Origin of the sequence: Marinobacter sp. MA (genome assembly GCF_048298425.1) — a bacterium.
GTDB classification, from domain to species: Bacteria; Pseudomonadota; Gammaproteobacteria; order Pseudomonadales; family Oleiphilaceae; genus Marinobacter; species Marinobacter salsuginis.
Window position 1 is genome coordinate 3,617,503 of sequence record NZ_CP103058.1, and the last position, 21,475, is coordinate 3,638,977.

Below are 21,475 nucleotides of genomic sequence, written 5' to 3' on the forward strand. Positions count from 1 at the left end.
TTACTCGAGCTCAGGGAGATCAGACTCCCCACCCTCGGCTTCGCTGGCTGCGGCTTCGCCGTTATCGGCAGCGGTGTCAGCCGGGGCGGCACTGCTGGACTCCTGAACAACAGGAATACCCGCTTCCCCTGCCACTTCGGCACGCTGCTTGGCAAAAATCGCCAGCGAGAAACTTGTTACAAAAAATACCACTGCGAGCAGGGTCGTAAAGCGGGTCAAAAAGCTGCCGCTGCCCTGGCTACCAAAAACCGTCTGGGAAGCACCACCACCAAAAGCAGCACCAGCGTCGGCGCCTTTGCCCTGCTGGATCAGCACCAGACCCACCAGCGCCACCGCGATAACCACGTGCACAACGACTACCAGTGTTTCTACCCAATCCATAACGACTCTCGCGAACCTTTAAATTCAGGTACCCGCCGGAACACTCCGGCAAATACTCACAAAATCTTCTGCTACAAGCGACGCTCCGCCGATCAAACCGCCGTCAATATCCGGCTCGGCAAAAAGAGCGGCTGCATTATCCGCTTTTACGCTGCCCCCGTAAAGCAGGGATATCTCATTTGCCGGCGCGCCCATCTCTGAAAGCACCTGCCGGAGCGACGCATGCATTGCCTGGGCATCTTGCGCCGTCGCGGTTTTGCCTGTGCCAATTGCCCAGACCGGCTCGTAAGCAACAATCACGCGCTGCCACTGACCCTTTGCTACGCCTGCCAGCCCGGCCTTCACCTGGGAAGCGACCACAGACTCGGCTTTTCCCGCCTCGCGCTCTTCCAGAGTCTCACCGACACAGAGCACTGCATGAAGCCCAGCGCCGATGACGCGGCCAACCTTTTCCGCGACCACATCGTCTGACTCACCAAAGAGCTGACGACGCTCGGAGTGTCCGACCAGCGCATACTGACAACCCTGATCCACCGCCATTTCCGCAGAAATCTCGCCGGTGTAGGCACCGGAACTCCACTGCCCCACGTTCTGAACGCCAACTGACAGACTACCACCTGCGTTCGCGACTACGTCTCCGACATAAATTGCGGGAGGAATAATAACAACCTCGACGCCATTATCAAGAGAGGCCGCCTGGGATTGCACATCGCTTACCAGCGTCTGCGCCAGGCCTTTCGACCCGTTCATTTTCCAGTTTCCGGCTACGATCTTTCGACGCATAACAGTTCCCGAACGTGAGGGAGGGCGAACTATACAGCACTCCCTCCCGGCAGACAACCGCCTGAAAACACAAAATTAAGCGGTGGATTTCTCCACGACTTTTGCCAACTCCTCGACCACTCGCAAAATTTCGTTGGCATCCTGGCCTTCCGCCATCACCCTGATCAGCGGCTCGGTTCCGGAGGCCCTGAGCAGAATTCGGCCGGAGCCGCCCAACTCTGTTTCGAATTTACGAACCGCAGCTACGATATCGTCACGACTGAACGGATCGAAACGCTGTTCTACCCGGACATTGATCATTTTCTGGGGCAGCTTGCTCATACCCTGGCGCAGCTCGGAAAGCGTTTTCCCGGACTTCCAGACAGAGAGCAGAACCTGCAGCGCCGAAACAATACCGTCGCCGGTGCTGGTGCAGTCGCGGATAACCATGTGGCCAGAGCCCTCGCCACCCAAAACCCAGTTGTTCGCCAGCAGCCGCTCCATCACGTAACGATCGCCAACTTTCGCGCGCTCGAATTCGATTCCGATTTCATTCAGCGCAAGCTCAACGCCCAGGTTGGTCATCAGCGTACCCACGACGCCGCCTTTAAGGCGATCTTCCGCAAACCGCTGGGAGGCGATCACGTAGAGCAGCTCATCGCCGTCCACTTCAGAGCCGTCACGGTCCACCATCAAAACCCGGTCGCCATCACCATCGAACGCAATGCCCAGGTCAGCGCCTTTTTCGACCACTGCGGCCTTGAGTGCGTCCAGATGCGTGGAGCCGACGTTCAGATTGATGTTAAGGCCATCCGGATCAGCGCCAATCACCGACACTTTGGCGCCAAGCTCACGAAACACCTTGGGCGCCACGTGGTAAGTCGCCCCATGGGCACAATCCAGCACGATGTTCATCCCGTCGAGGGTAAATTCGTTGGGCACGGTGCTCTTGCAGAATTCCACATAACGGCCGGGGGCATCATCCACCCGGGAGGCCTTGCCCAGCTCGGTTGGCCCGCAGACTTCAATGGGCCTATCCAGCCAGCGCTCAATCTCTGCCTCCAGGGCGTCATCAAGCTTGGTACCGGCCGCCGAGAAGAACTTGATACCGTTATCATGATGAGGGTTGTGGGAGGCACTGATCACAATACCCGCCGAGGCACGGAAAGTGCGGGTCAGATAGGCAATTGCGGGCGTCGGCATCGGGCCGAGAAGCTTTACATCGACGCCTGCAGCCGCAAGGCCGGCTTCAAGGGCGGACTCGAACATGTAACCGGAAAGCCGGGTATCCTTGCCGATCAGCACGCTGTTGCGCTGACCATCCCGCTTGAAGGCCTGGCCCGCGGCCCAACCCAGTTTGAGCATGAATTCCGGCGTTATCGGAAACTCACCCACGCGTCCGCGAATACCGTCCGTACCAAAGTACTTTCTCTCGGACATTAACCTGCCTCCTTCACTGCCGCCACCACACGGACGGCGTCTACTGTTTCCCTTACATCGTGCACGCGAATAATGCTCGCACCCTTCATGGCCGCTATTGTCGCGGCCGCAACGCTTGCAGGCAACCTTTCGTTCACGTCCCGGCCGGTGATATGCCCCAGCATGGACTTCCTGGAAACGCCAACCAGTAACGGATGCCCAAGGATATGCATCTGCTCAAGACAGGCAAGCAGCTGCAGATTGTGCTCAAGGCTCTTGCCGAAACCGAAGCCGGGATCGAGAAGGATATTTTCGGGGCGAATACCGGCAAGCTCTGCAACACGCATACGCTCCGTGAGAAAGGCACTCACCTCGCGCCGCACGTTACGGTATTCGGGGCGATCCTGCATGGTATCCGGCTCCCCCTGGATATGCATGATGCAAACGGGGATACTCGCCTGTGCAGCAACTTCCGGAGCACCGTCACGCTGAAGCGCGCGAACATCATTAATAAGCCCGGCGCCGAGTTTTGCTGTCTCGGCCATGACTTCCGGTGCACTGGTGTCTACCGAAATCACCGCATCCAGCTCCCGGGCAGCGGCTTCCACCACCGGGCATACCCGATCCAGCTCCTCCTGGACGGAGACCGGCGTCGCTCCCGGCCTCGTGGATTCGCCGCCGATATCGATGAAAGTGGCGCCATCGGCAACCATCTGCCTTGCTCTGGCGAGGGCCGCATCAGGCCGGTTGAATTGCCCGCCATCGGAAAACGAATCCGGTGTTACATTCAAGATGCCCATCACATGGCAGCGGGACATATCCAGTTCCCGGCCGGCAAAATTCATTTTCATGGCAAACCTTTTTTCAATGACAAAAACAAACGCCGCCCGGAATCCGGGCGGCGCAGGGAACTACACTATTTCTAACCGGAAGCCACTGACTGTCAGTGCTCTCCAGCCGGTCGACCAACACCGGGATGACGGCCGTCATCCGAGGACTTCGGCTCCGGCGCCGCTTCAGGCTCATCGGCCTTCACGCCTCCAGTGGGGCCACTACCATCCCAACCTTTGGGCGGACGCGGTTCGCGACCTTCCATGATGTCGTCGATCTGGTAACGGTCGATAGTCTCGTATTTCATCAAGGCTTCGGCCATCAGATCGAGCTTTTCCCGGTTGTCGATCAGGATCTGCTTGGCTTTCTCGTAGCAGCTGTCGATGATATTCCGGACTTCTTCATCAATGCGCTGGGCCGTCTCCGGCGAATACACCGTCTGGGACTGGCCCGCAGAGCGGCCGAGGAACGGCTCTTCACTGTCGGTATCGTACTGCAAAGGCCCAAGCTTCTCAGACAGCCCCCAGCGAGTCACCATGTTCCGCGCCAGGCTGGTCGCCCGCTCAATGTCGTTGGACGCACCGGTGGTAACGCCATCAAAGCCGAGTGTCAGCTCTTCGGCGATACGACCACCAAACAAACTGCAGATGGAGCTGATCAGGAAGCGCTTGCTGTGGCTGTACTTGTCCTCTTCAGGAAGGAACATGGTGACACCCAGAGCACGACCGCGAGGAATAATACTCACCTTATAGACCGGATCGTGTTCCGGCATCAGCCGGCCGACAATCGCGTGCCCGGACTCGTGGTACGCCGTGTTGCGCTTTTCTTTCTCGCTCATCACCATGGACTTGCGCTCGGCGCCCATCATGATTTTATCTTTGGCGAGTTCGAATTCTTCCATGGACACCAGACGCTGGTTGCGACGGGCCGCAAACAGAGCTGCCTCATTGACCAGGTTAGCGAGGTCCGCACCGGAGAACCCGGGCGTGCCGCGAGCAATCAGAACCGGCTCCACGCCGTCAGCCAGGGGTACTTTCTTCATGTGCACCTTGAGGATCTGCTCACGACCAATGATGTCTGGCAGGCCAACAACAACCTGACGGTCAAAACGGCCCGGACGCAACAGTGCCGGGTCAAGAACGTCCGGACGGTTGGTTGCAGCAATGACGATAACGCCTTCGTTACCCTCAAAACCGTCCATCTCAACCAGCAACTGGTTCAGGGTCTGCTCACGCTCGTCGTGACCACCGCCCATGCCGGCACCACGATGGCGGCCGACGGCATCGATCTCGTCGATAAAGATAATGCAGGGGCTCTGCTTCTTGGCCTGCTCGAACATGTCGCGAACCCGGGACGCGCCCACACCCACGAACATCTCGACAAAGTCAGAACCGGAGATGGAGAAGAACGGCACCTTCGCTTCGCCGGCAATGGCCTTGGCAAGCAGGGTCTTACCCGTACCAGGCTGGCCGACCATCAGAACGCCCTTCGGAATACTGCCACCGAGTCGCTGGAACTTGCTCGGATCCCGCAGGAAATCCACCAGCTCTTTCACGTCTTCCTTGGCCTCATCAACACCGGCCACATCCGCAAAGGTGGTCTTGATCTGATCTTCGCTCATCAGGCGCGCCTTGCTCTTGCCGAACGACATGGGGCCTTTGCCGCCACCGCCGCCCTGCATCTGGCGCATGAAGAACACAAACAGTGCGATGATGATCAGTATCGGGAACGCAGCGACCAGCAGCTGAGTCCACAGGCTCTGGCGCTCAGGCTCCTTACCAATGACCTCGACGTTGTTTGCGAGCAGATCGTCCATCAGCTTGTTGTCAGACACCTGGGGACGGATTGTCTGGAACTGGGAGCCGTCACCACGGGTACCCTGAACCTGCAACCCATCAATTGTGACCTGACGGACCTGTCCTTGCTGGACCATCTCCACAAACTGGGAATAGTTGACTTGTTGGCCGGTGGTGGTGGGAGAGAAATTCTGAAACACCATCAGCAGCACAGCGGCTATGATTAGCCAGAGAACCAGATTTTTTGCCATATCGTTCAAGGATCATCACCTGTGAATTGAAGGGAATGCCTTTCGCAAAGCACCCTTTTCCGACACCTTACACCAATTGTACGCCCGTCCACCAGAAACGGCCCATCCGTATCGGCCACAAACCACGCACAACTACCTTCGATGAAAAGTACCCTTTAACCCTCATATTGGGTGCCATATCTGAAATTACAACAGCAACCCAGGATATGGCTCAGTTCGTTCAAGCATTTTGACCCGTCGCCCCTGGGTTGGTTCCTTCAGCCTGCAGCAACCACGTTGGTACGTGTTAACGGCCATTTTTACAGCAGGGCGATCTGGTACAATTCTCCGATTATACGTTTGAGTCAGCACTTTCGCCGCTGACCTTTTGTTAATTGCACCGATAAAGAGATTACATCATGAGTCTTTCACCGGAACAGCGCCGGGAATACCGGGCCATTGCCCACAACCTCAAGCCCGTCATTATCGTAGGCGACAAAGGCCTGTCCGAAGGACTCCAGGAAGAACTGGAGCGCGCACTGAACGACCACGAACTGATCAAGATCAAGGTGGCCAGCCAAGACCGTGAAGCGAGGCAGGAAGCTATTACGGCCCTGTGCGAGTCCTCCGGCGCCGAGTTGGTCCAGACCATCGGAAAGATCGCGGTTATTTTGCGTCGGGCCAAGCAGCCCAACCCCAAGCTTTCCAACCTGTTGCGCCACAAACACTGACCTGACGCCAGGGGAAGCAGGAACAAAAAAAGCCGGCTGGGGAAACCCGAGCCGGCTTTTTTGTTACCTGCAGATCGGATCAGACGTATTCGACCTGTTCGATCTCGTATTCCACGGTACCGGAAGGCACGCGAATCGCAACCACATCGCCTTCGCTCTTGCCCACCAGTGCCCGGGCAATGGGAGAGGAGATCGACAGCTTACCCGCCTTGATATCCGCCTCATCCTCACCAACGATCTTGTAGGTTACCTGCTCGTCGGTGTCCATGTTCAGCAGATGTACCGTGGTACCGAAGATCACCTTGCCGGTGTTCTCCATGGTGGTCACGTCGATAACCTGAGCAGCTGAGAGCTTGCCTTCGATTTCCTGAATCCGGCCTTCAATAAAGCTCTGTTGCTCTCGGGCAGCGTGGTATTCGGCGTTCTCTTTCAGGTCGCCGTGTTCACGGGCATCGGCAATCGCCGCAATAACCCGCGGACGGTCCTCGGACTTCAGCTTCTGAAGCTCCTCGCGGAGGCGGGTTTCGCCCGCCTTTGTCATCGGTACTCTGTCAGCCATAGTCTCACTTTCCTGCGTGAAGATCCTGGAGGCGGCGTACAGTGCGCTCCGGGCCAAACTTGATGGCCCGGCAGAAGGCTTCGCCGCCCGCCAGTGTTGTTGTGTAGGTCACCTTGGTCTGCAAGGCCGACTGGCGGATCTGCGCTGAGTCGGAAATCGCCTTGCGACCTTCAGTGGTATTGATGATCAGTTGAACCTGACCGTTCTTGATGGCATCCACAATATGCGGACGCCCCTCACGGACCTTGTTCACCCGATCCACCTCGATTCCGGCCTCTTTCAGGGCCTTGGCGGTGCCGGTGGTGGCAATCAGCTTGAATCCGGCTTCCACCAGGTCCCGCGCCACCTTGGCGGCGCCCGGCTTGTCCACATCCCGTACGGACATGAAGGCGGTGCCTTTGGCAGGCAGACGCTCGCCCACCGCCAGGGCTGCCTTGGCAAAGGCCTCATCAAAGCTGTCACCCAGGCCCATGACCTCACCGGTAGACTTCATTTCCGGCCCCAGGATCGGATCCACTGCCGGGAACTTGTTGAACGGGAATACCGATTCTTTCACCGCGTAGTAACGCGGAATGATTTCCTGGGTGAAGCCCAGTTCGGCCAGGGTCTTGCCGGCCATTACCCGGGCGGCGACTTTGGCCAGGGACACACCGATGGCCTTGGAGACGAACGGCACGGTCCGGGAGGCTCGCGGGTTTACCTCGATCACGTAGATCTCACCGTCCTGCCAGGCCAGCTGCACGTTCATCAGGCCGATCACGTCCAGCTCGATGGCCATCTTCTTGACCGCATCGCGCATCTCGTCCTGAACCTGCTGGGACAGGGTGTACGGCGGCAGTGAACAGGCGGAATCGCCGGAGTGCACGCCAGCCTGCTCGATGTGCTGCATGATGCCACCAATCACCACATCTTTACCGTCGGAGATGGCGTCGATGTCTACCTCGATGGCGGCGTTCAGGAAGTGGTCCAGCAGTACGGGGCTGTCGTTGGAGACCAGCACCGCGTTGCGCATGTAGCGCACCAGCTCTTCCTCGTCATAGACGATTTCCATGGCCCGGCCGCCCAGCACGTAGGACGGGCGAACCACCAGTGGGTAACCGATTTCCCGGGCCGCCAAGATGCCTTCCTCGTGGCTGCGCACGGTGGCGTTCTCCGGCTGCTTCAGCCCCAGGCGCTGGATCATCTGCTGGAACCGTTCCCGGTCCTCGGCACGGTCAATGGCGTCCGGGCTGGTGCCGATGATGGGCACACCGGCCGCTTCCAGGCCACGGGCCAGTTTCAGCGGAGTCTGGCCGCCGTACTGGACGATCACACCCTTGGGCTTCTCGACGTGGATGATTTCCAGCACGTCTTCCAGGGTGATCGGCTCGAAGTACAACCGGTCGGAGGTGTCGTAGTCAGTGGACACGGTCTCCGGGTTGCAGTTGATCATGATGGTTTCGTAGCCGTCCTCACGCATGGCCAGGGCTGCGTGGACACAGCAGTAGTCAAATTCGATGCCCTGCCCGATCCGGTTGGGGCCGCCACCGATGACCACGATCTTCTCGCGGTCGCTGGCGTCGGCCTCGCACTCTTCCTCATAGGTGGAGTACATGTAGGCGGTGTCGGAGGCGAACTCGGCGGCGCAGGTATCCACGCGCTTGTACACCGGGCGGATGCCCAGGTCGTGTCGCAGTTTGCGCAGGCTTACCTCGGAGATGCCCAGCAGTTTGGCCAGGCGGGCATCGGAGAAGCCCTTGCGCTTGAGGCGGAACAGGGTGGCCTGATCGATGTCGGCCTTGCCGGCGCTCTTCAGGGCCTGCTCTTCTTTGATCAAGTCTTCAATCTGCACCAGATACCAGGGGTCCACCTTGGTGTGGGCGAATACGTCCTCGACACTCATGCCTGCGCGGAAGGCGTCACCGATGTTCCAGACACGATCGGCTCCCGGCACGTTGAGTTCCCGGGTCAGGGTTTCCCGGGCGTTTTCCGAGGTCAGTTCTTCCAGCTTTTCATCAAAGCCTTCGGAGCCTACTTCCAGGCCGCGCAGGGCTTTCTGCAGGGACTCCTGGAAGGTGCGGCCGATGGCCATGACCTCACCCACGGATTTCATCTGGGTGGTCAGGCGGGCGTCGGCCTGGGGGAACTTCTCGAAGGTGAACCGCGGGATCTTGGTGACCACGTAGTCGATGGACGGCTCGAACGAGGCCGGGGTGACGCCGCCGGTGATTTCGTTGCGCAGCTCATCCAGGGTGTAGCCCACGGCCAGTTTGGCGGCGACCTTGGCGATCGGGAAGCCGGTGGCCTTGGAGGCCAGCGCCGAGGAACGGGACACCCGCGGGTTCATCTCGATGACCACCATACGGCCGGTGTCCGGGTTGATGCCGAACTGAACATTGGAGCCGCCGGTTTCCACACCGATCTCACGCAGGACCGCCAGGGAGGCGTTCCGCATGATCTGGTATTCCTTGTCGGTGAGGGTCTGGGCCGGGGCCACGGTGATGGAATCCCCGGTGTGCACGCCCATGGCGTCGAAGTTCTCGATGGCGCAGACGATGATGCAGTTGTCGTTCTTGTCGCGAACAACTTCCATCTCGTACTCTTTCCAGCCGATCAGGGACTCGTCGATCAGCAGTTCGTTGGTCGGTGACAGGTCCAGGCCACGGGTACAGATTTCCTCGAACTCGTCGCGGTTGTAGGCGATGCCACCGCCGGAGCCACCCATGGTGAAGGAGGGGCGGATGATGCACGGGAAGCCGATGTCGTCGGCCACTTTCCAGGCTTCTTCCATGGAATGGGCGATGGTGGCCCGGGGGCATTCCAGGCCGATCTTCTTCATGGCCTTGTCGAAGCGGTCGCGGTCTTCGGCCTTGTCGATGGTGTCGGCGTTGGCGCCGATCATTTCCACGCCGTGCTTTTCCAAGATGCCGTGGCGCTCAAGATCCAGGGCGCAGTTCAGTGCGGTCTGGCCGCCCATGGTCGGCAGCAGAGCATCCGGCTGTTCTTTCTCGATGATCTTCTCGACGGTCTTCCAGGTGATCGGCTCGATGTAGGTGGCATCGGCCATGACCGGGTCGGTCATGATGGTGGCCGGGTTGGAGTTCACCAGGATAACCCGGTAGCCCTCTTCGCGCAGTGCCTTACAGGCCTGGGCTCCGGAGTAATCAAACTCGCACGCCTGCCCGATCACGATGGGGCCGGCGCCCAGGATCAGGATGCTTTGGATGTCGGTACGTTTTGGCATGTCTTGGTAAACCTGTCAGCAACTTTTGAATTCTTGCAGCGCTACATATGGCGCCCGTGAGCTTTCCGTGGCGATCGACCTCAGGCCGATCGCGCTTCCATCAGGCGGATAAACTCGTCAAACAGCGGGGCCACATCATGGGGACCGGGGCTGGCTTCCGGGTGCCCCTGGAAGCTGTAGGCCGGCTTGTCGGTCCGGCGGATGCCCTGCAGGGTACCGTCAAACAGGGACTTGTGAGTCGCCTCGACGTTGGCCGGAAGTGTTGCCTCATCCACGGCAAACCCGTGGTTCTGGCTGGTGATCATCACGGTACCCTTGGCGATATCCTGCACCGGATGGTTGGCGCCGTGGTGGCCATGGCCCATCTTCATGGTTTTCGCACCGCTGGCCAGGGCCAGCAGCTGGTGCCCAAGGCAGATACCAAACACCGGGATCTCGGTTTCCAGTACTTCCTTGATGGCGGTGATGGCGTAATCGCAGGGCTCGGGGTCACCGGGGCCGTTGGAGAGGAAGATCCCGTCCGGATTCATCGCCAGCACCTCGGAGGCCGGGGTCTGGGCCGGCACCACGGTAATGTCACAGCCGCGGGAGGCGAGCATGCGCAGGATGTTGAGCTTTACACCATAATCCCAGGCAACCACTTTGAACCGGGATTCCTTACGTTCACCGTAGCCCTCGCCCAGGGACCACTCGGTCTCGCTCCAGGACCAGATCTTGTCGGAGGTAACTTCTTTCGCCAGATCCATGCCTTTCAGGCCGGGGAAGGCTTTGGCCAGCTCCAGCGCGCGCTCGGCGGTGGCGTTTTCTCCGGCCACGATGGCACCGTTCTGGGAACCTTTGTCCCGGAGGATGCGAGTAAGGCGACGGGTATCAATGTCAGCGATACCAACAATGTTGTTGCTTCGCAGGTAGTCGTCCAGGCTTCCCTTGCTGCGCCAGTTGCTGGCCAGCAGCGGCAGATCGCGAATAATCAGGCCGGCGGCCTGGATGCGGTCTGACTCGATGTCTTCTTCGTTCACACCGGTGTTACCAATGTGCGGGTAAGTCAGGGTTACGATCTGGCGGGAGTAGGACGGGTCGGTCAGGATTTCCTGGTAGCCGGTCATGGCGGTGTTGAACACCACTTCACCGCTGGTTTCTCCGTCGGCGCCAATGGCGCTGCCGTAGAACAGGCTTCCGTCTGCGAGTGCAAGGATTGCGGGTGTGCTCAAGGCTTGTATCCTCATCGAGTGGCGTATCGGTTCGTCACGAACAGGAACGCAAGCGCAAATTCAGGTTGCAAAAAAGCGAGACGGAGTCTTAACTCGGTCCCGCTTTTTCAGAAACTTTGTGCAAAGGTACGCTTGGTGCAGTCAAACCGCCTTATTGTAAAAAATATGGCGGTTTGTGTCCATGAGAAATGGACTCACTTCAGATCAAGCACATCCTGCATATCATAAAGCCCCGCCGACTTGTCCTTTAGCCACAATGCCGCCCGCATGGCGCCCTTGGCAAAAGTCATCCGGCTGCTGGCCTTGTGGGTCACTTCGATTCGCTCACCCTCGGTGGCGAACAGAACGGTGTGGTCGCCCACCACGTCACCGGCACGAATGGTCTCGAAACCGATTTCCTTGCGGGTGCGCTCACCGGTAAAGCCTTCACGGCCATAGACGGCGCATTCTTTCAGGTCGCGACCCAGTGCGTCGGCGACAACTTCACCCATGCGCAGGGCCGTTCCGGAGGGCGCGTCTTTCTTGTGGCGGTGATGGGCTTCGATGATTTCCACGTCGTAGTCGTCACCCAGGGTTGCAGCGGCGGTGCGCAGCAGGTTGAGGACTACGTTGACACCCACGCTCATGTTCGGGGCGAACACCACTGGCGTTGCTTCGGCGGCCAGAGCCAGCTGCTGTTTTTCGGCGTCAGACATGCCGGTGGTGCCGATGACGAGCATCTTGCCGTTGGCCTTGCAGAATTCAGCATTCTCCAGGGTCAGGTCCGGGAAGGTGAAGTCGATGAGGACATCGAAATCGTCCTTCACATCGGCCAGGCTTCCGGCCATTTTTATGCCGGTTTTGCCGATACCGGTCATCTCGCCCGCATCGGCGCCGATCAGGCTACTGCCCGGCTCGACGACCGCAGCGCCTAGCTCAAGGCCTTCGGTTCCGTCAACGGCTTCGATCAGGACTTTTCCCATGCGCCCGGCGGCGCCGATGATTGCTACCCTCATGCTCGCGTTCCTTTTTGTCGGGCCGATCAGAATTTCATTTCGTCGAAGAAGCTTTTAACGCCTTCAAACCAGGAGCTCTTCTTCGGGCCATGCTCGGTGCCGTTGCTGCCATCCAGGGTTTTCTGGAACTCTTCCAGCAGTTCTTTCTGGCGCTTGGTGAGGTTCACCGGCGTTTCCACGATCACGCGACACAGCAAATCACCGGCCGGACCACCCCGAACCGGGCTGACGCCCTTGTTACGCAGACGGAACAGTTTGCCGGTCTGGGTTTCCGCCGGAATCTTCAGCTTCACCCGGCCATCCAGTGTCGGCACTTCGAGCTCTCCACCCAGGGAAGCATCAACGATGCTGATGGGCACTTCGCAGTACAGGTTCCGGCCATCGCGCGTAAAGATGGAGTGTTCGCGCACTGCGATCTGTACATACAGGTCGCCCGGCGGCCCACCATCGACGCCCATCTCGCCTTCGCCAGAAAGGCGAATGCGGTCGCCGGTGTCCACGCCGGGGGGCACTTTAACCGACAGTGTTTTCTCTTCCTGAACCCGACCCTGGCCATGACAGGCTTTGCACGGGTTCTTGATGATCTGGCCCGAGCCTCGACAGGTCGGACATGCCTGCTGCACCGTGAAGAAACCCTGTTGCATGCGCACCTGACCCATACCCTTACAGGTACTGCAGGTTTCCGGCTGGGAGCCTTTCTCGGCACCGCTACCGTCGCACACTTCGCATTCACGATGCCCCGGAATCTTGATCTGGACCGTCTTGCCTTTTACAGCTTCCTCCAGATCCAACTCCAGGGTGTAGCGCAGGTCGGCGCCACGGGTGTTGCGGCCACGACCACCGCCACCACCGAAGATATCACCGAACACATCGCCGAAAATATCCGAGAAGCTGGCACCGCCGCCTCCGAATCCGCCACCGCCGGCCTGGCCGTCCACGCCGGCATGGCCGAACTGGTCATAGGCAGCCCGCTTGGACGGCTCTGCCAGTACTTCGTAGGCTTCGCTGGCCTCTTTGAACTTGTTCTCGGCTTCGGTGTCGTCCGGGTTACGGTCGGGGTGGTACTTCATGGCGAGCTTTCGGTAGGCTCGCTTGATTTCCTTCTCGTCCGCGTCCCGGGAAATCCCGAGAATCTCGTAATAATCGCGTTTGGCCATGCTTTTAAAACCCTGTTTTTAAACGCGGAAAACGCGGGGAGCTCCCCGCGTTTTCCAACTGCCTGATGTACGTCAGATTTACCGCTTGTCGTCGTCTTTGACTTCTTCGAACTCAGCGTCGACGGCGTCGTCAGACTGCTGGCCCTGGGCCTGCTCCTGCCCACCGGCCTGCTGCGCCTGATCAGCCTGATCTGCATACATCTTCTGGGCCAGCTCGGAAGAGACTTCAGTCAGCTTCTGAGTCTTGGCTTCGATGTCTTCCTTGTCGGAACCTTCCAGAGCTTCCTCCAGCTCTTTGATGGAAGCCTCGATAGACTCTTTCTCGCTGTCGCTGACCTTGTCTCCGGCTTCGCTCAGGGTCTTGCGAACGGCGTGAACCATGGCATCACCCTGATTGCGCACCTGAACAAGCTCTTCGAACTTGCGGTCTTCTTCAGCATTCGCTTCGGCATCGCGAACCATCTTCTCGATTTCGTCATCGTTCAAGCCGGAAGAGGCCTTGATCACGATGGACTGCTCCTTGCCGGTAGCCTTGTCCTTGGCGGACACGTTCAGAATACCGTTGGCGTCGATGTCGAAGGTAACTTCGATCTGCGGTACGCCACGCGGTGCCGGCGGAATGTCTGCCAGGTCGAAGCGGCCCAGAGACTTGTTCTGGTTCGCCTGCTTGCGCTCACCCTGAACCACGTGAATGGTAACGGCGGTCTGGTTGTCGTCCGCTGTGGAGAAGGTCTGCGACTTCTTGGTCGGAATCGTGGTGTTCTTCTCGATCAGCGGAGTGGCCACGCCACCCATGGTTTCGATGCCCAGGGTCAGCGGGGTTACGTCCAGCAGCAGCACGTCTTTCACGTCGCCAGACAGAACGGCTGCCTGGATCGCAGCACCCATGGCCACGGCTTCGTCCGGGTTAACGTCCTTGCGGGCTTCTTTGCCGAAGAATTCTTTAACCTTCTCCTGAACCAGCGGCATACGGGTCTGACCGCCGACCAGGATAACCTCGTCGATTTCACCGGCCTTCATGCCTGCGTCTTCCAGAGCCACCTTACAGGGCTCAAGACTGCGCTGGACCAGGTCTTCCACCAGGGATTCCAGCTTGGCACGGGTCAGCTTCACGTTCATGTGCTTGGGACCGGACGCATCGGCCGTAATGTACGGCAGGTTCACGTCGGTCTGCTGGCTGCTGGAAAGCTCGATTTTCGCTTTCTCGCCAGCTTCTTTCAGACGCTGCATCGCCAGGGAGTCGCCACGCAGGTCGATGCCGCTGTCTTTCTTGAACTGGTCTGCCAGGTACTCGATGATTTTCAGGTCGAAGTCTTCACCACCGAGGAAAGTATCACCGTTGGTGGCCAGAACCTCGAACTGGTGCTCGCCGTCAACATCGGCAATTTCGATGATGGACAGGTCGAAAGTACCACCACCCAGGTCGTACACGGCCACGGTGCGGTCGCCGCTCTTCTTGTCCAGGCCATAGGCCAGGGCGGCCGCGGTCGGCTCGTTGATGATCCGCTTTACTTCCAGACCGGCGATCTTGCCTGCATCCTTGGTAGCCTGACGCTGGCTATCGTTGAAGTAGGCCGGCACGGTGATAACCGCTTCGGTCACTTTCTCACCCAGGTAGTCTTCTGCAGTCTTCTTCATTTTCTTGAGAACTTCTGCAGACACCTGCGGCGGCGCCATCTTTTCGCCTTTCACTTCTACCCAGGCGTCACCGTTGTCCGCCTTGGTAATTTTGTAAGGCACCATCTTGATGTCTTTCTGAACAACATCGTCTTCGAAACGACGACCGATCAGACGCTTGATGGCGTACAGGGTATTGTTCGGGTTGGTTACCGCCTGACGCTTGGCTGACTGGCCAACCAGAGTTTCACCATCATCGGTATAGGCAATGATGGACGGGGTGGTGCGATCACCCTCGGCGTTTTCAATTACCTTCACCTTATCGCCATCCATGATGGCAACACAGGAGTTGGTCGTTCCCAGATCGATACCGATAATTTTGCTCATTGAGTCACTCCAATTCTTCTGAATGCTTTCCCGGAGGGGATTAGCCTCCGCTTTCGCTATTTACTGGCTATATTGGCGCTTTAATCGGCTTTTCAAGCCTGCTCATCAATTTTTGGTGCGTCTTCCGACTTGGCGACCATCACCATCGCCGGCCGCACAACCCGACCATTCAGCAGATAGCCTTTCTGAACCACGGCAACCACACTGTTTGGTTCTGCATCAGGCGCGGGCACCATGGACATGGCTTCGTGCTGTTGGGGATCGAACGGTTCGCCCACAGGGTTAAGCTGCTCAACGTTGAACTTCTTCAGGCTGGACATGAACAGGTTCAGTGTCATTTCCACACCTTCACGGATGGACGCCACCAACTCGCCCGATTCCTCGTGCCCTTCGGTGCTCTCGACCGCCTTCTCAAGACTGTCCGCAACCGGCAGCAACTCCTTGACGAACTTTTCAAGGGCAAACTTGTGAGCTTTTTCCACATCAATTTCGGCGCGACGCCGAACGTTCTGCATCTCCGCCTGGGAGCGCAGCATCTGCTCCTGAAACTCCTGAACCTGAGCCTTGAGCGCTTCCACTTCGGAGACTTCGCCGTTTTCTCCAGCCTCGCCTTCGGCAGATTGGGCTTCCTCTTTGGCAGCCTCGAGGGCTTCATTCAGTTCCTCGTGCTCGTTCCGGTTCTCGTCAGTGCTCATGGCTACTCCTGCTTGTTCGAATGCGGCCCGCTGTCAGTGGCCGGTTAAACATGGGCTCCGGCCGCAGCGAGCCGGAAAATGTCGTTGCGAACGGATATGGGGCCCGCTCTTCAGGTTTCAACCACCAATGCCTGCATTCCTGAAGAAAATCCCATCCGCCGATTTGCAAACAACAAAAACCCTGTATATATTCACAGCAACTGTATACATCCACAGTGTTTTGCCGGTCTCAGGAAAAACGCGGAGGTTATCTGCATGCTGACTCAACTTACGGTTTCCAATTACGCCATCGCCGAACGGGTGGAACTCCAGTTCAACAAGGGCATGACGGCGCTCACCGGCGAGACCGGCGCTGGCAAATCTATCGTACTGGACGCCCTGGGCCTGGCCATGGGCGGGCGCGCAGATGCCGGAGCTGTCCGCCATGGCGCCAAGCGCGCTGATATTACCGCCACCTTCGATGTGTCCAATATTCCCGAAGCGGGCGAATGGCTGGCCCAGCACGAACTGGATGACGACAACGACTGCATCCTGCGCCGGGTGATCAGCAAGGATGGCCGCTCCCGGGCCTACATCAATGGCCAGCCCTGCCCACTGAACCATTTGAAGGAACTTGGCGGGCTGTTGATGGACATTCACAGCCAGCATCAACATCAGTCGCTGTTACGCAAGGACACCCACCGCAAACTGGTGGACGAGTTTGCCGGCGTTGAAGCCCTGGCCGCCGACACCCACGAGGCCTGGAAAACCTGGAACCAGATCCGCCAACGGCTGACCGAGCGCCGGCAGAACGCCGACGAAGCGGAGGCCAAGCTGCAACTGCTGCGTTACCAGGTGGAAGAACTGGACCGCCTGGCTCTGGAAGACGGCGAACAGGAACAACTGGAACAAGAGCAGGCGCAACTGAGCCAGGCCGACGCGGTTCTGCACAGCAGCCACCAGGCTGCGCTGCTTTGCACCGAAGATGAGACCAGCGCAGCCGACCTGGTTCGCCAGGCACTGCAACAACTGGAACAGCTTCCCGTGGACGTGCCCGCGCTGGCCGACACCATCCAGATGTTGAACGAAGCCCAGATCCAGATCAGCGAAGCCGGCGACAACCTGCGTCATTTTGTCGAAGATTATGAGGCCGATCCGGCTCGCCTGGCGGAAGTGGAAGAGCGGCTTAGCGCTATTTACCAGATGGCTCGCAAACACCGGATCACACCGGAGGAATTACCGGAATTGCATCAGCGCCTGAGCGCGGAGCTGGCGGAATTGGACGGGGGCGAAGGCAGCCTGGAACAACTGGAAGCAGAGCTGGAAAGCCAACGAGGACGTTTCGACGATCTGGCCGGCAAGCTGTCAGAGGCCCGCGCCAAAGCAGCAGCCGAACTCGATCAGCGGGTCGCAGCCGAACTTGCCCAGCTGAGCATGCCCAACATGCAGTTCATTACCCACCTGAATCGTAACAACGGTGAGGAGCCGGCACCTCATGGGCTGGAAGAAGTAGAATTCCTGGTCAGTGCCAATCCGGGCCAGCCGGCGCGGCCACTGGCCAAAGTGGCCTCCGGCGGCGAGCTTTCACGGATCAGTCTTGCCATCCAGGTGGTGGTCGCCCAGACCTCAACCACACCTACCCTGGTCTTCGATGAGGTGGACGTAGGCATTGGCGGTGGCACGGCCGAAGTGGTTGGCCGACTGCTCCGGACGCTTGGCAGCAATGGCCAGGTATTGTGCGTTACCCACCTGCCGCAGGTAGCAGCCCAGTGCCATCAGCACCTGTTTGTCAGCAAGTTTACCGAGCAGGATGCAACCTTTTCGAAAATCGAGACGCTGGACGATCAGGGCAGAATCAGTGAAGTGGCGAGAATGCTGGGAGGCGTTGACATGACCGAACACACGATCGCTCATGCCCGGGAAATGTTTTCGAAGGGGCAGGCAACTCATCACTGAGCCGCACGCAACGATCCACTACCCCTCTCGATCCTGAGAGCTGTTGGGGCGGGCAAAACCCGCCCCTTTTTTTGTCAGGCTGACTGGATCAGGTTCAGGACTTGATGGGCTTTACGTACAAAATCAGGCTGTGATCGACGATTTCGTAGCCGTGCTCTTCGGCGATCTTCTTCTGGCGCTCTTCAATGATCTCGTCGACGAACTCGACAACTTCACCAGTCTGGGTGCAAACCATGTGGTCGTGGTGATCGTCGCCAGCCATCTCGAAAACGGCGTGGCCGCCTTCGAAGTTGTGGCGGAGAACCAGGCCCGCCGCCTCAAACTGGGTCAGCACCCGGTAGACTGTTGCCAGCCCCACGTCATCGCCTTGATCCAGAAGCTTCTTGTACACATCTTCGGCGCTAAGATGATGCTCCTCCGCAGTCTCCAGGATGTTGAAGATCTTTACGCGTGGCAGCGTCACTTTCAGACCGACTTTTCGTAATTCGGCGTTTTCAGATGACATGTTACTATTCACTCTTTGGTGTGCCTCACGGCTTCCGGTATGATGAAGCCGCCATTGAACGGTCAACCCGTGTCACACCTGCCTCTGGCAGGCGATTTCAAGATAGAGGATTTCCCCCGGCGATGCAAAAGCTCACAGCTCTCATTCTCACTCTCGTTCTATCCGGTTGCGTTTTCCCGGGCGTTTACAAGATCAACGTCCAGCAGGGGAACATCGTTACCGATGAGGAGCTGACGCAGCTGACCGAAGGCCTGCCCCGCAGCCAGGTGCACGCCGTGATGGGAACGCCCCTTATGCTTAACCCGGTGGATCCCTCCCGCGAGTACTACGTGTATACGTTCCAGAGAGAGGGTGGAGACATCCAGGAACAAAGAATTATCGTGTACTACGAAGGCGATCAGTACGCCTATTACGAGGCCCAATTGCTGGAAGAAACGCCGGCTTACTGAGCCCGGTCTTTCTTTTTGGCCCGGTTCAATCGCGCCTGCTTGGGATCGATCTTCAGCGGGCGATACAGTTCCACCCGGTCGCCTTCACGCAACTCGTGGGCGGCCGCGTCTTTGATCACCTTTCCAAAAACACCCATATCGATGCTGTCAGGATCAATTTCCGGAAAAATATCGGTGATTCCTGACAGCTTGGCAGCCTCAAGAGCAGTCGTTCCCTCTGGCACATTCACCGGAATAATTTCCTGCCGGTCAGGCCTCGCATAGGCCACTTCCACCTGAATCATGCGCCCTCCTTCCGGTACAACTCATCGGCACGACGACAGAATGCATCCACCATGGTATTCGCCGCCTGACTAAATACCGGCCCGAAGGTCATCCTTGAAAGCGATCCGGAAAACTCGAATTCCAGCGTAAGGATCACCTTGCAGGCGTTCTCATCCAGGGATTTGAAGTGCCAACGGCCCGTCAGGTTTCGAAAAGGGCCGTCCACCAGATTCATCTCGATTGCCTCGGGCATCAGCAACTGATTTCGGGTCGTCAATTTGTGGCGAACTCCACCCTTGGCGATCTCCAGGGACGCAGTTATCTGCTCTGGCTCCTGCTCGTGAATCTCCGCTCCCGCACACCAGGGCAGAAACTCCGGGTAACGGGCAATATCGTTGACCAGGTGAAACATGCGCTCGGCGGAGTGCATAACCAAAGCTGTTTTATCAATCTGATGGGGCATTGGAACCGGTTGTCCTGCTTGCAAACACGCTGTGAAAAGGTTGCAGACTTCTGGAAATGAAGACAGCCTCAATCACACGCTATGATAAAGGATATCGTCCTGTTTTGGGGCTTTTTCGCCTGGCTTACCACCGCTCTCGTCCTTTTCGGGCGACTTCTGGTCGGCCGCAGGCGTCGCCCTGTCTCCTTCCGCCTGCTCATCGGATTGTGCTGGTGTCCCGGCAGGCGACCGATCGTTCGATGGCGCCTCATCAACCTCTGAGAGCAGGCTTGCAGGCCGCTCGCACCAGGCCGCCGCATTGCCATTGCTGCACAGATTCGCCAGTGAAAAGGCCGTGTACTGCACCCCTATCCAGGCGACGACCAGAGGTAGAACAAGGCGCATCACCCAGAACCAGATGCCAGCGAAGAGCCTTGGCGCTGCGCCCAGCATGGTACCGGAAAGATGCCTGGTCAGGCACCAGCCCGTAAACAGCGCTACCAGGATGGCCACGAGGGGAATCAGCAAACCACCGGTAACCAGTTCGAGCCAGCGGAACAGGGTAGCGCCGCCAACCCGCTGTTCTGCCCAGACATTGAAAGAGAGCAGAGAGGCAAGCCCCGCCAGCCACACGGCCAGGCCAATGAGCAACACCGACAGTTTTCTCGGCGCGCCCGTCCACTCCCGGAACCAGCCAACAATCGGCTCAAGCAAATTCAGGGATGTGGTCCAGACAATCAGCACCACCAGCAAAAATACGGCCGCAATCACAAACTGGCTTGCCGGCAACTGGGCCAGTGTGACCGGCATGGAGACGAACAGCAGGCTGAAGCCTCGCTCACCGTCAAAGCTGTTGCCGTCGGTCGCAATCGCGAAAATCATCAGGCCTGCCAGGATGGCCACCAGGGTATCCATCAGCACCACCGCCAGAATCGAGCGCTTCAGACGGGTGTGGGAGGTGGTGTAGGAACCCAGTATGGCCCAGACGCCCATGCCGAGACCAAGCGTGAAGAAGGCATGAAACAGCGCCGCCTTGAGGCTCTCCCAGGACAGATCCTCAGGATGCATTGCCAGGATGTGATCGATGGCGCCGTCGACCCGCCCGTGCCAGGCTGCCAGGGCAAAGAGCACAAGCATCAGCACCAGGGCGCCCGGCACCACCACTCGCAGGGCCCGCTCCAACCCTTTCACCACCCCCTGGGCCGAGACCCACAACACCAGCAACAGAAAAAAGACATGCCAACCCATGAAAACCCGGTATGCCTTGGGGTCGGATACCAGGCCGGCCAGAATGCCGGTTGCCTCCGGCTCGCCGGCACCGGAAAACCGGCCGAGCGCCCCGAAAAACACGTAAGCCAGGGCAATGGCGCCGAACACAGCGGTGAACGAAAGCACCAGGAACGCCGCCAGTATGCTGAGCCGGCCCACCGCCATCCAGGCACGGGACTGCTTGGCACTGCGGATCAGCCCGTCCATAGCGAGGACAATGCCGTGACGGGCATAGCGGCCAATGGCCGCTTCGGTCACCATCAGCGGCAGGGTAACCAGCAGCAGACAGGCAAGGTAAAGCAGGATGAAGAGGCCGCCACCATGCAGGCTGGCCAGGTAGGGGAACTGCCACAGATTGGCAAGCCCCACGGTAGCGCCCACCGCGGCCCAGAAGAAGGTTGATTTTCGGGTAAAAGACCCGATATGTGTCTGATACGGCTTAGGCATTCGCTTCCCTGAGGCCACTGAACAGGTCGGGGAGAAGGTCTGGGCCAGTATTGTAGCTGAAGGATCCCATCGCACACGAGCCAGAAACCGCCACAACGCTGAATTCGTGACCGGTCTGGCAGTGTTGGGCTACAATGCGCCTTTTTCCGGCTGCAGCAAGGCCGGCCCGT

Annotated in this window: 19 protein-coding genes; 3 read left to right on the top strand and 16 right to left on the bottom strand. The window is 58.6% G+C overall.

Annotated elements, in window-relative coordinates:
• From secG to ftsH, 5 genes are all read right to left on the bottom strand, one after another.
• Positions 1-381, bottom strand: coding sequence for a preprotein translocase subunit SecG (gene secG, locus NUW46_RS16790; RefSeq protein ID WP_008171532.1), 381 nt, complete (start codon positions 379-381; stop codon positions 1-3).
• A gap of 24 nt (positions 382-405) precedes the next feature.
• Positions 406-1,164, bottom strand: coding sequence for a triose-phosphate isomerase (tpiA, locus tag NUW46_RS16795; protein ID WP_305965728.1), 759 nt, complete (start codon positions 1,162-1,164; stop codon positions 406-408).
• 75 nt (positions 1,165-1,239) lie between these two features.
• On the bottom strand, positions 1,240-2,583 hold the full coding sequence (glmM, locus tag NUW46_RS16800) for a phosphoglucosamine mutase (protein WP_305965727.1): 1,344 nt from the start codon (positions 2,581-2,583) through the stop codon (positions 1,240-1,242).
• Positions 2,583-3,413 carry a dihydropteroate synthase gene (folP, locus tag NUW46_RS16805; protein ID WP_069181915.1) on the bottom strand — a complete coding sequence of 277 codons (831 nt, stop codon included), beginning with the start codon at positions 3,411-3,413 and terminating at the stop codon, positions 2,583-2,585. Before folP ends, glmM begins: the two co-directional genes overlap by 1 nt.
• A 92-nt stretch (positions 3,414-3,505) precedes the next feature.
• Positions 3,506-5,449, bottom strand: a complete 1,944-nt coding sequence (gene ftsH, locus NUW46_RS16810; protein WP_194839041.1) for an ATP-dependent zinc metalloprotease FtsH — start codon at positions 5,447-5,449, stop codon at positions 3,506-3,508.
• A 389-nt stretch (positions 5,450-5,838) separates the two neighbouring features.
• Here ftsH and yhbY point away from each other — a divergent pair, with 389 nt between their 5' ends.
• The gene (gene yhbY / locus NUW46_RS16815; protein WP_069181917.1) at positions 5,839-6,150 is read left to right on the top strand and encodes a ribosome assembly RNA-binding protein YhbY; all 312 of its coding nucleotides are present in this window, start codon (positions 5,839-5,841) and stop codon (positions 6,148-6,150) included.
• A 79-nt stretch (positions 6,151-6,229) separates the two neighbouring features.
• On the opposite strand, the gene greA is transcribed toward yhbY, so the two are convergent.
• From greA to grpE, 7 genes are all read right to left on the bottom strand, one after another.
• Entirely contained in the window at positions 6,230-6,691 is a 462-nt protein-coding gene (gene greA / locus NUW46_RS16820; RefSeq protein WP_064230136.1) for a transcription elongation factor GreA, read from the bottom strand.
• Between the two features lie 22 nt (positions 6,692-6,713).
• A complete protein-coding gene (gene carB / locus NUW46_RS16825; RefSeq protein ID WP_418140737.1) occupies positions 6,714-9,932 on the bottom strand; it encodes a carbamoyl-phosphate synthase large subunit in 3,219 nt (1,072 codons plus the stop codon).
• Positions 9,933-10,012: 80 nt separating this feature from the next.
• Positions 10,013-11,143: a glutamine-hydrolyzing carbamoyl-phosphate synthase small subunit gene (gene carA, locus NUW46_RS16830; protein ID WP_194839040.1), complete on the bottom strand. Its 1,131-nt coding sequence runs from the start codon at positions 11,141-11,143 to the stop codon at positions 10,013-10,015.
• Between the two features lie 194 nt (positions 11,144-11,337).
• Complete coding sequence (gene dapB, locus NUW46_RS16835; protein WP_349342446.1) at positions 11,338-12,138, bottom strand: 4-hydroxy-tetrahydrodipicolinate reductase; 801 nt, start codon at positions 12,136-12,138, stop codon at positions 11,338-11,340.
• 26 nt (positions 12,139-12,164) lie between these two features.
• Entirely contained in the window at positions 12,165-13,295 is a 1,131-nt protein-coding gene (gene dnaJ / locus NUW46_RS16840) for a molecular chaperone DnaJ (RefSeq protein ID WP_153637481.1), read from the bottom strand.
• Between the two features lie 78 nt (positions 13,296-13,373).
• Positions 13,374-15,299 carry a molecular chaperone DnaK gene (dnaK, locus tag NUW46_RS16845; RefSeq protein ID WP_136631393.1) on the bottom strand — a complete coding sequence of 642 codons (1,926 nt, stop codon included), beginning with the start codon at positions 15,297-15,299 and terminating at the stop codon, positions 13,374-13,376.
• Positions 15,300-15,391: 92 nt separating this feature from the next.
• Positions 15,392-15,994, bottom strand: a complete 603-nt coding sequence (gene grpE / locus NUW46_RS16850) for a nucleotide exchange factor GrpE (protein WP_418140738.1) — start codon at positions 15,992-15,994, stop codon at positions 15,392-15,394.
• Positions 15,995-16,249: 255 nt separating this feature from the next.
• On the opposite strand from grpE, the gene recN reads away from it, so the two are divergent.
• Positions 16,250-17,929 (top strand): DNA repair protein RecN, encoded by a 1,680-nt coding sequence (recN, locus tag NUW46_RS16855; protein WP_418140739.1) that lies wholly within the window; start codon positions 16,250-16,252, stop codon positions 17,927-17,929.
• A gap of 94 nt (positions 17,930-18,023) precedes the next feature.
• On the opposite strand, the gene fur is transcribed toward recN, so the two are convergent.
• On the bottom strand, positions 18,024-18,434 hold the full coding sequence (fur, locus tag NUW46_RS16860) for a ferric iron uptake transcriptional regulator (protein ID WP_069181924.1): 411 nt from the start codon (positions 18,432-18,434) through the stop codon (positions 18,024-18,026).
• A gap of 122 nt (positions 18,435-18,556) precedes the next feature.
• Between fur and NUW46_RS16865 the strand changes: the two genes are divergently transcribed.
• The gene (locus NUW46_RS16865) at positions 18,557-18,883 is read left to right on the top strand and encodes an outer membrane protein assembly factor BamE (protein WP_418140740.1); all 327 of its coding nucleotides are present in this window, start codon (positions 18,557-18,559) and stop codon (positions 18,881-18,883) included.
• Here NUW46_RS16865 and NUW46_RS16870 read toward each other — a convergent pair.
• The 3 genes from NUW46_RS16870 to NUW46_RS16880 all read right to left on the bottom strand — a co-directional run bounded on the left by NUW46_RS16870 (position 18,877) and on the right by NUW46_RS16880 (position 21,305).
• On the bottom strand, positions 18,877-19,167 hold the full coding sequence (locus NUW46_RS16870) for an RnfH family protein (protein WP_418140741.1): 291 nt from the start codon (positions 19,165-19,167) through the stop codon (positions 18,877-18,879). The two genes, NUW46_RS16865 and NUW46_RS16870, sit on opposite strands and share 7 nt — an antisense overlap.
• Complete coding sequence (locus NUW46_RS16875) at positions 19,164-19,610, bottom strand: type II toxin-antitoxin system RatA family toxin (protein WP_209400075.1); 447 nt, start codon at positions 19,608-19,610, stop codon at positions 19,164-19,166. The genes NUW46_RS16870 and NUW46_RS16875 overlap by 4 nt, the downstream gene beginning before the upstream one ends.
• Before the next feature lie 72 nt (positions 19,611-19,682).
• A complete protein-coding gene (locus NUW46_RS16880; protein WP_418140742.1) occupies positions 19,683-21,305 on the bottom strand; it encodes a sodium-dependent transporter in 1,623 nt (540 codons plus the stop codon).
• Between the last annotated feature and the right edge of the window lie 170 nt (positions 21,306-21,475).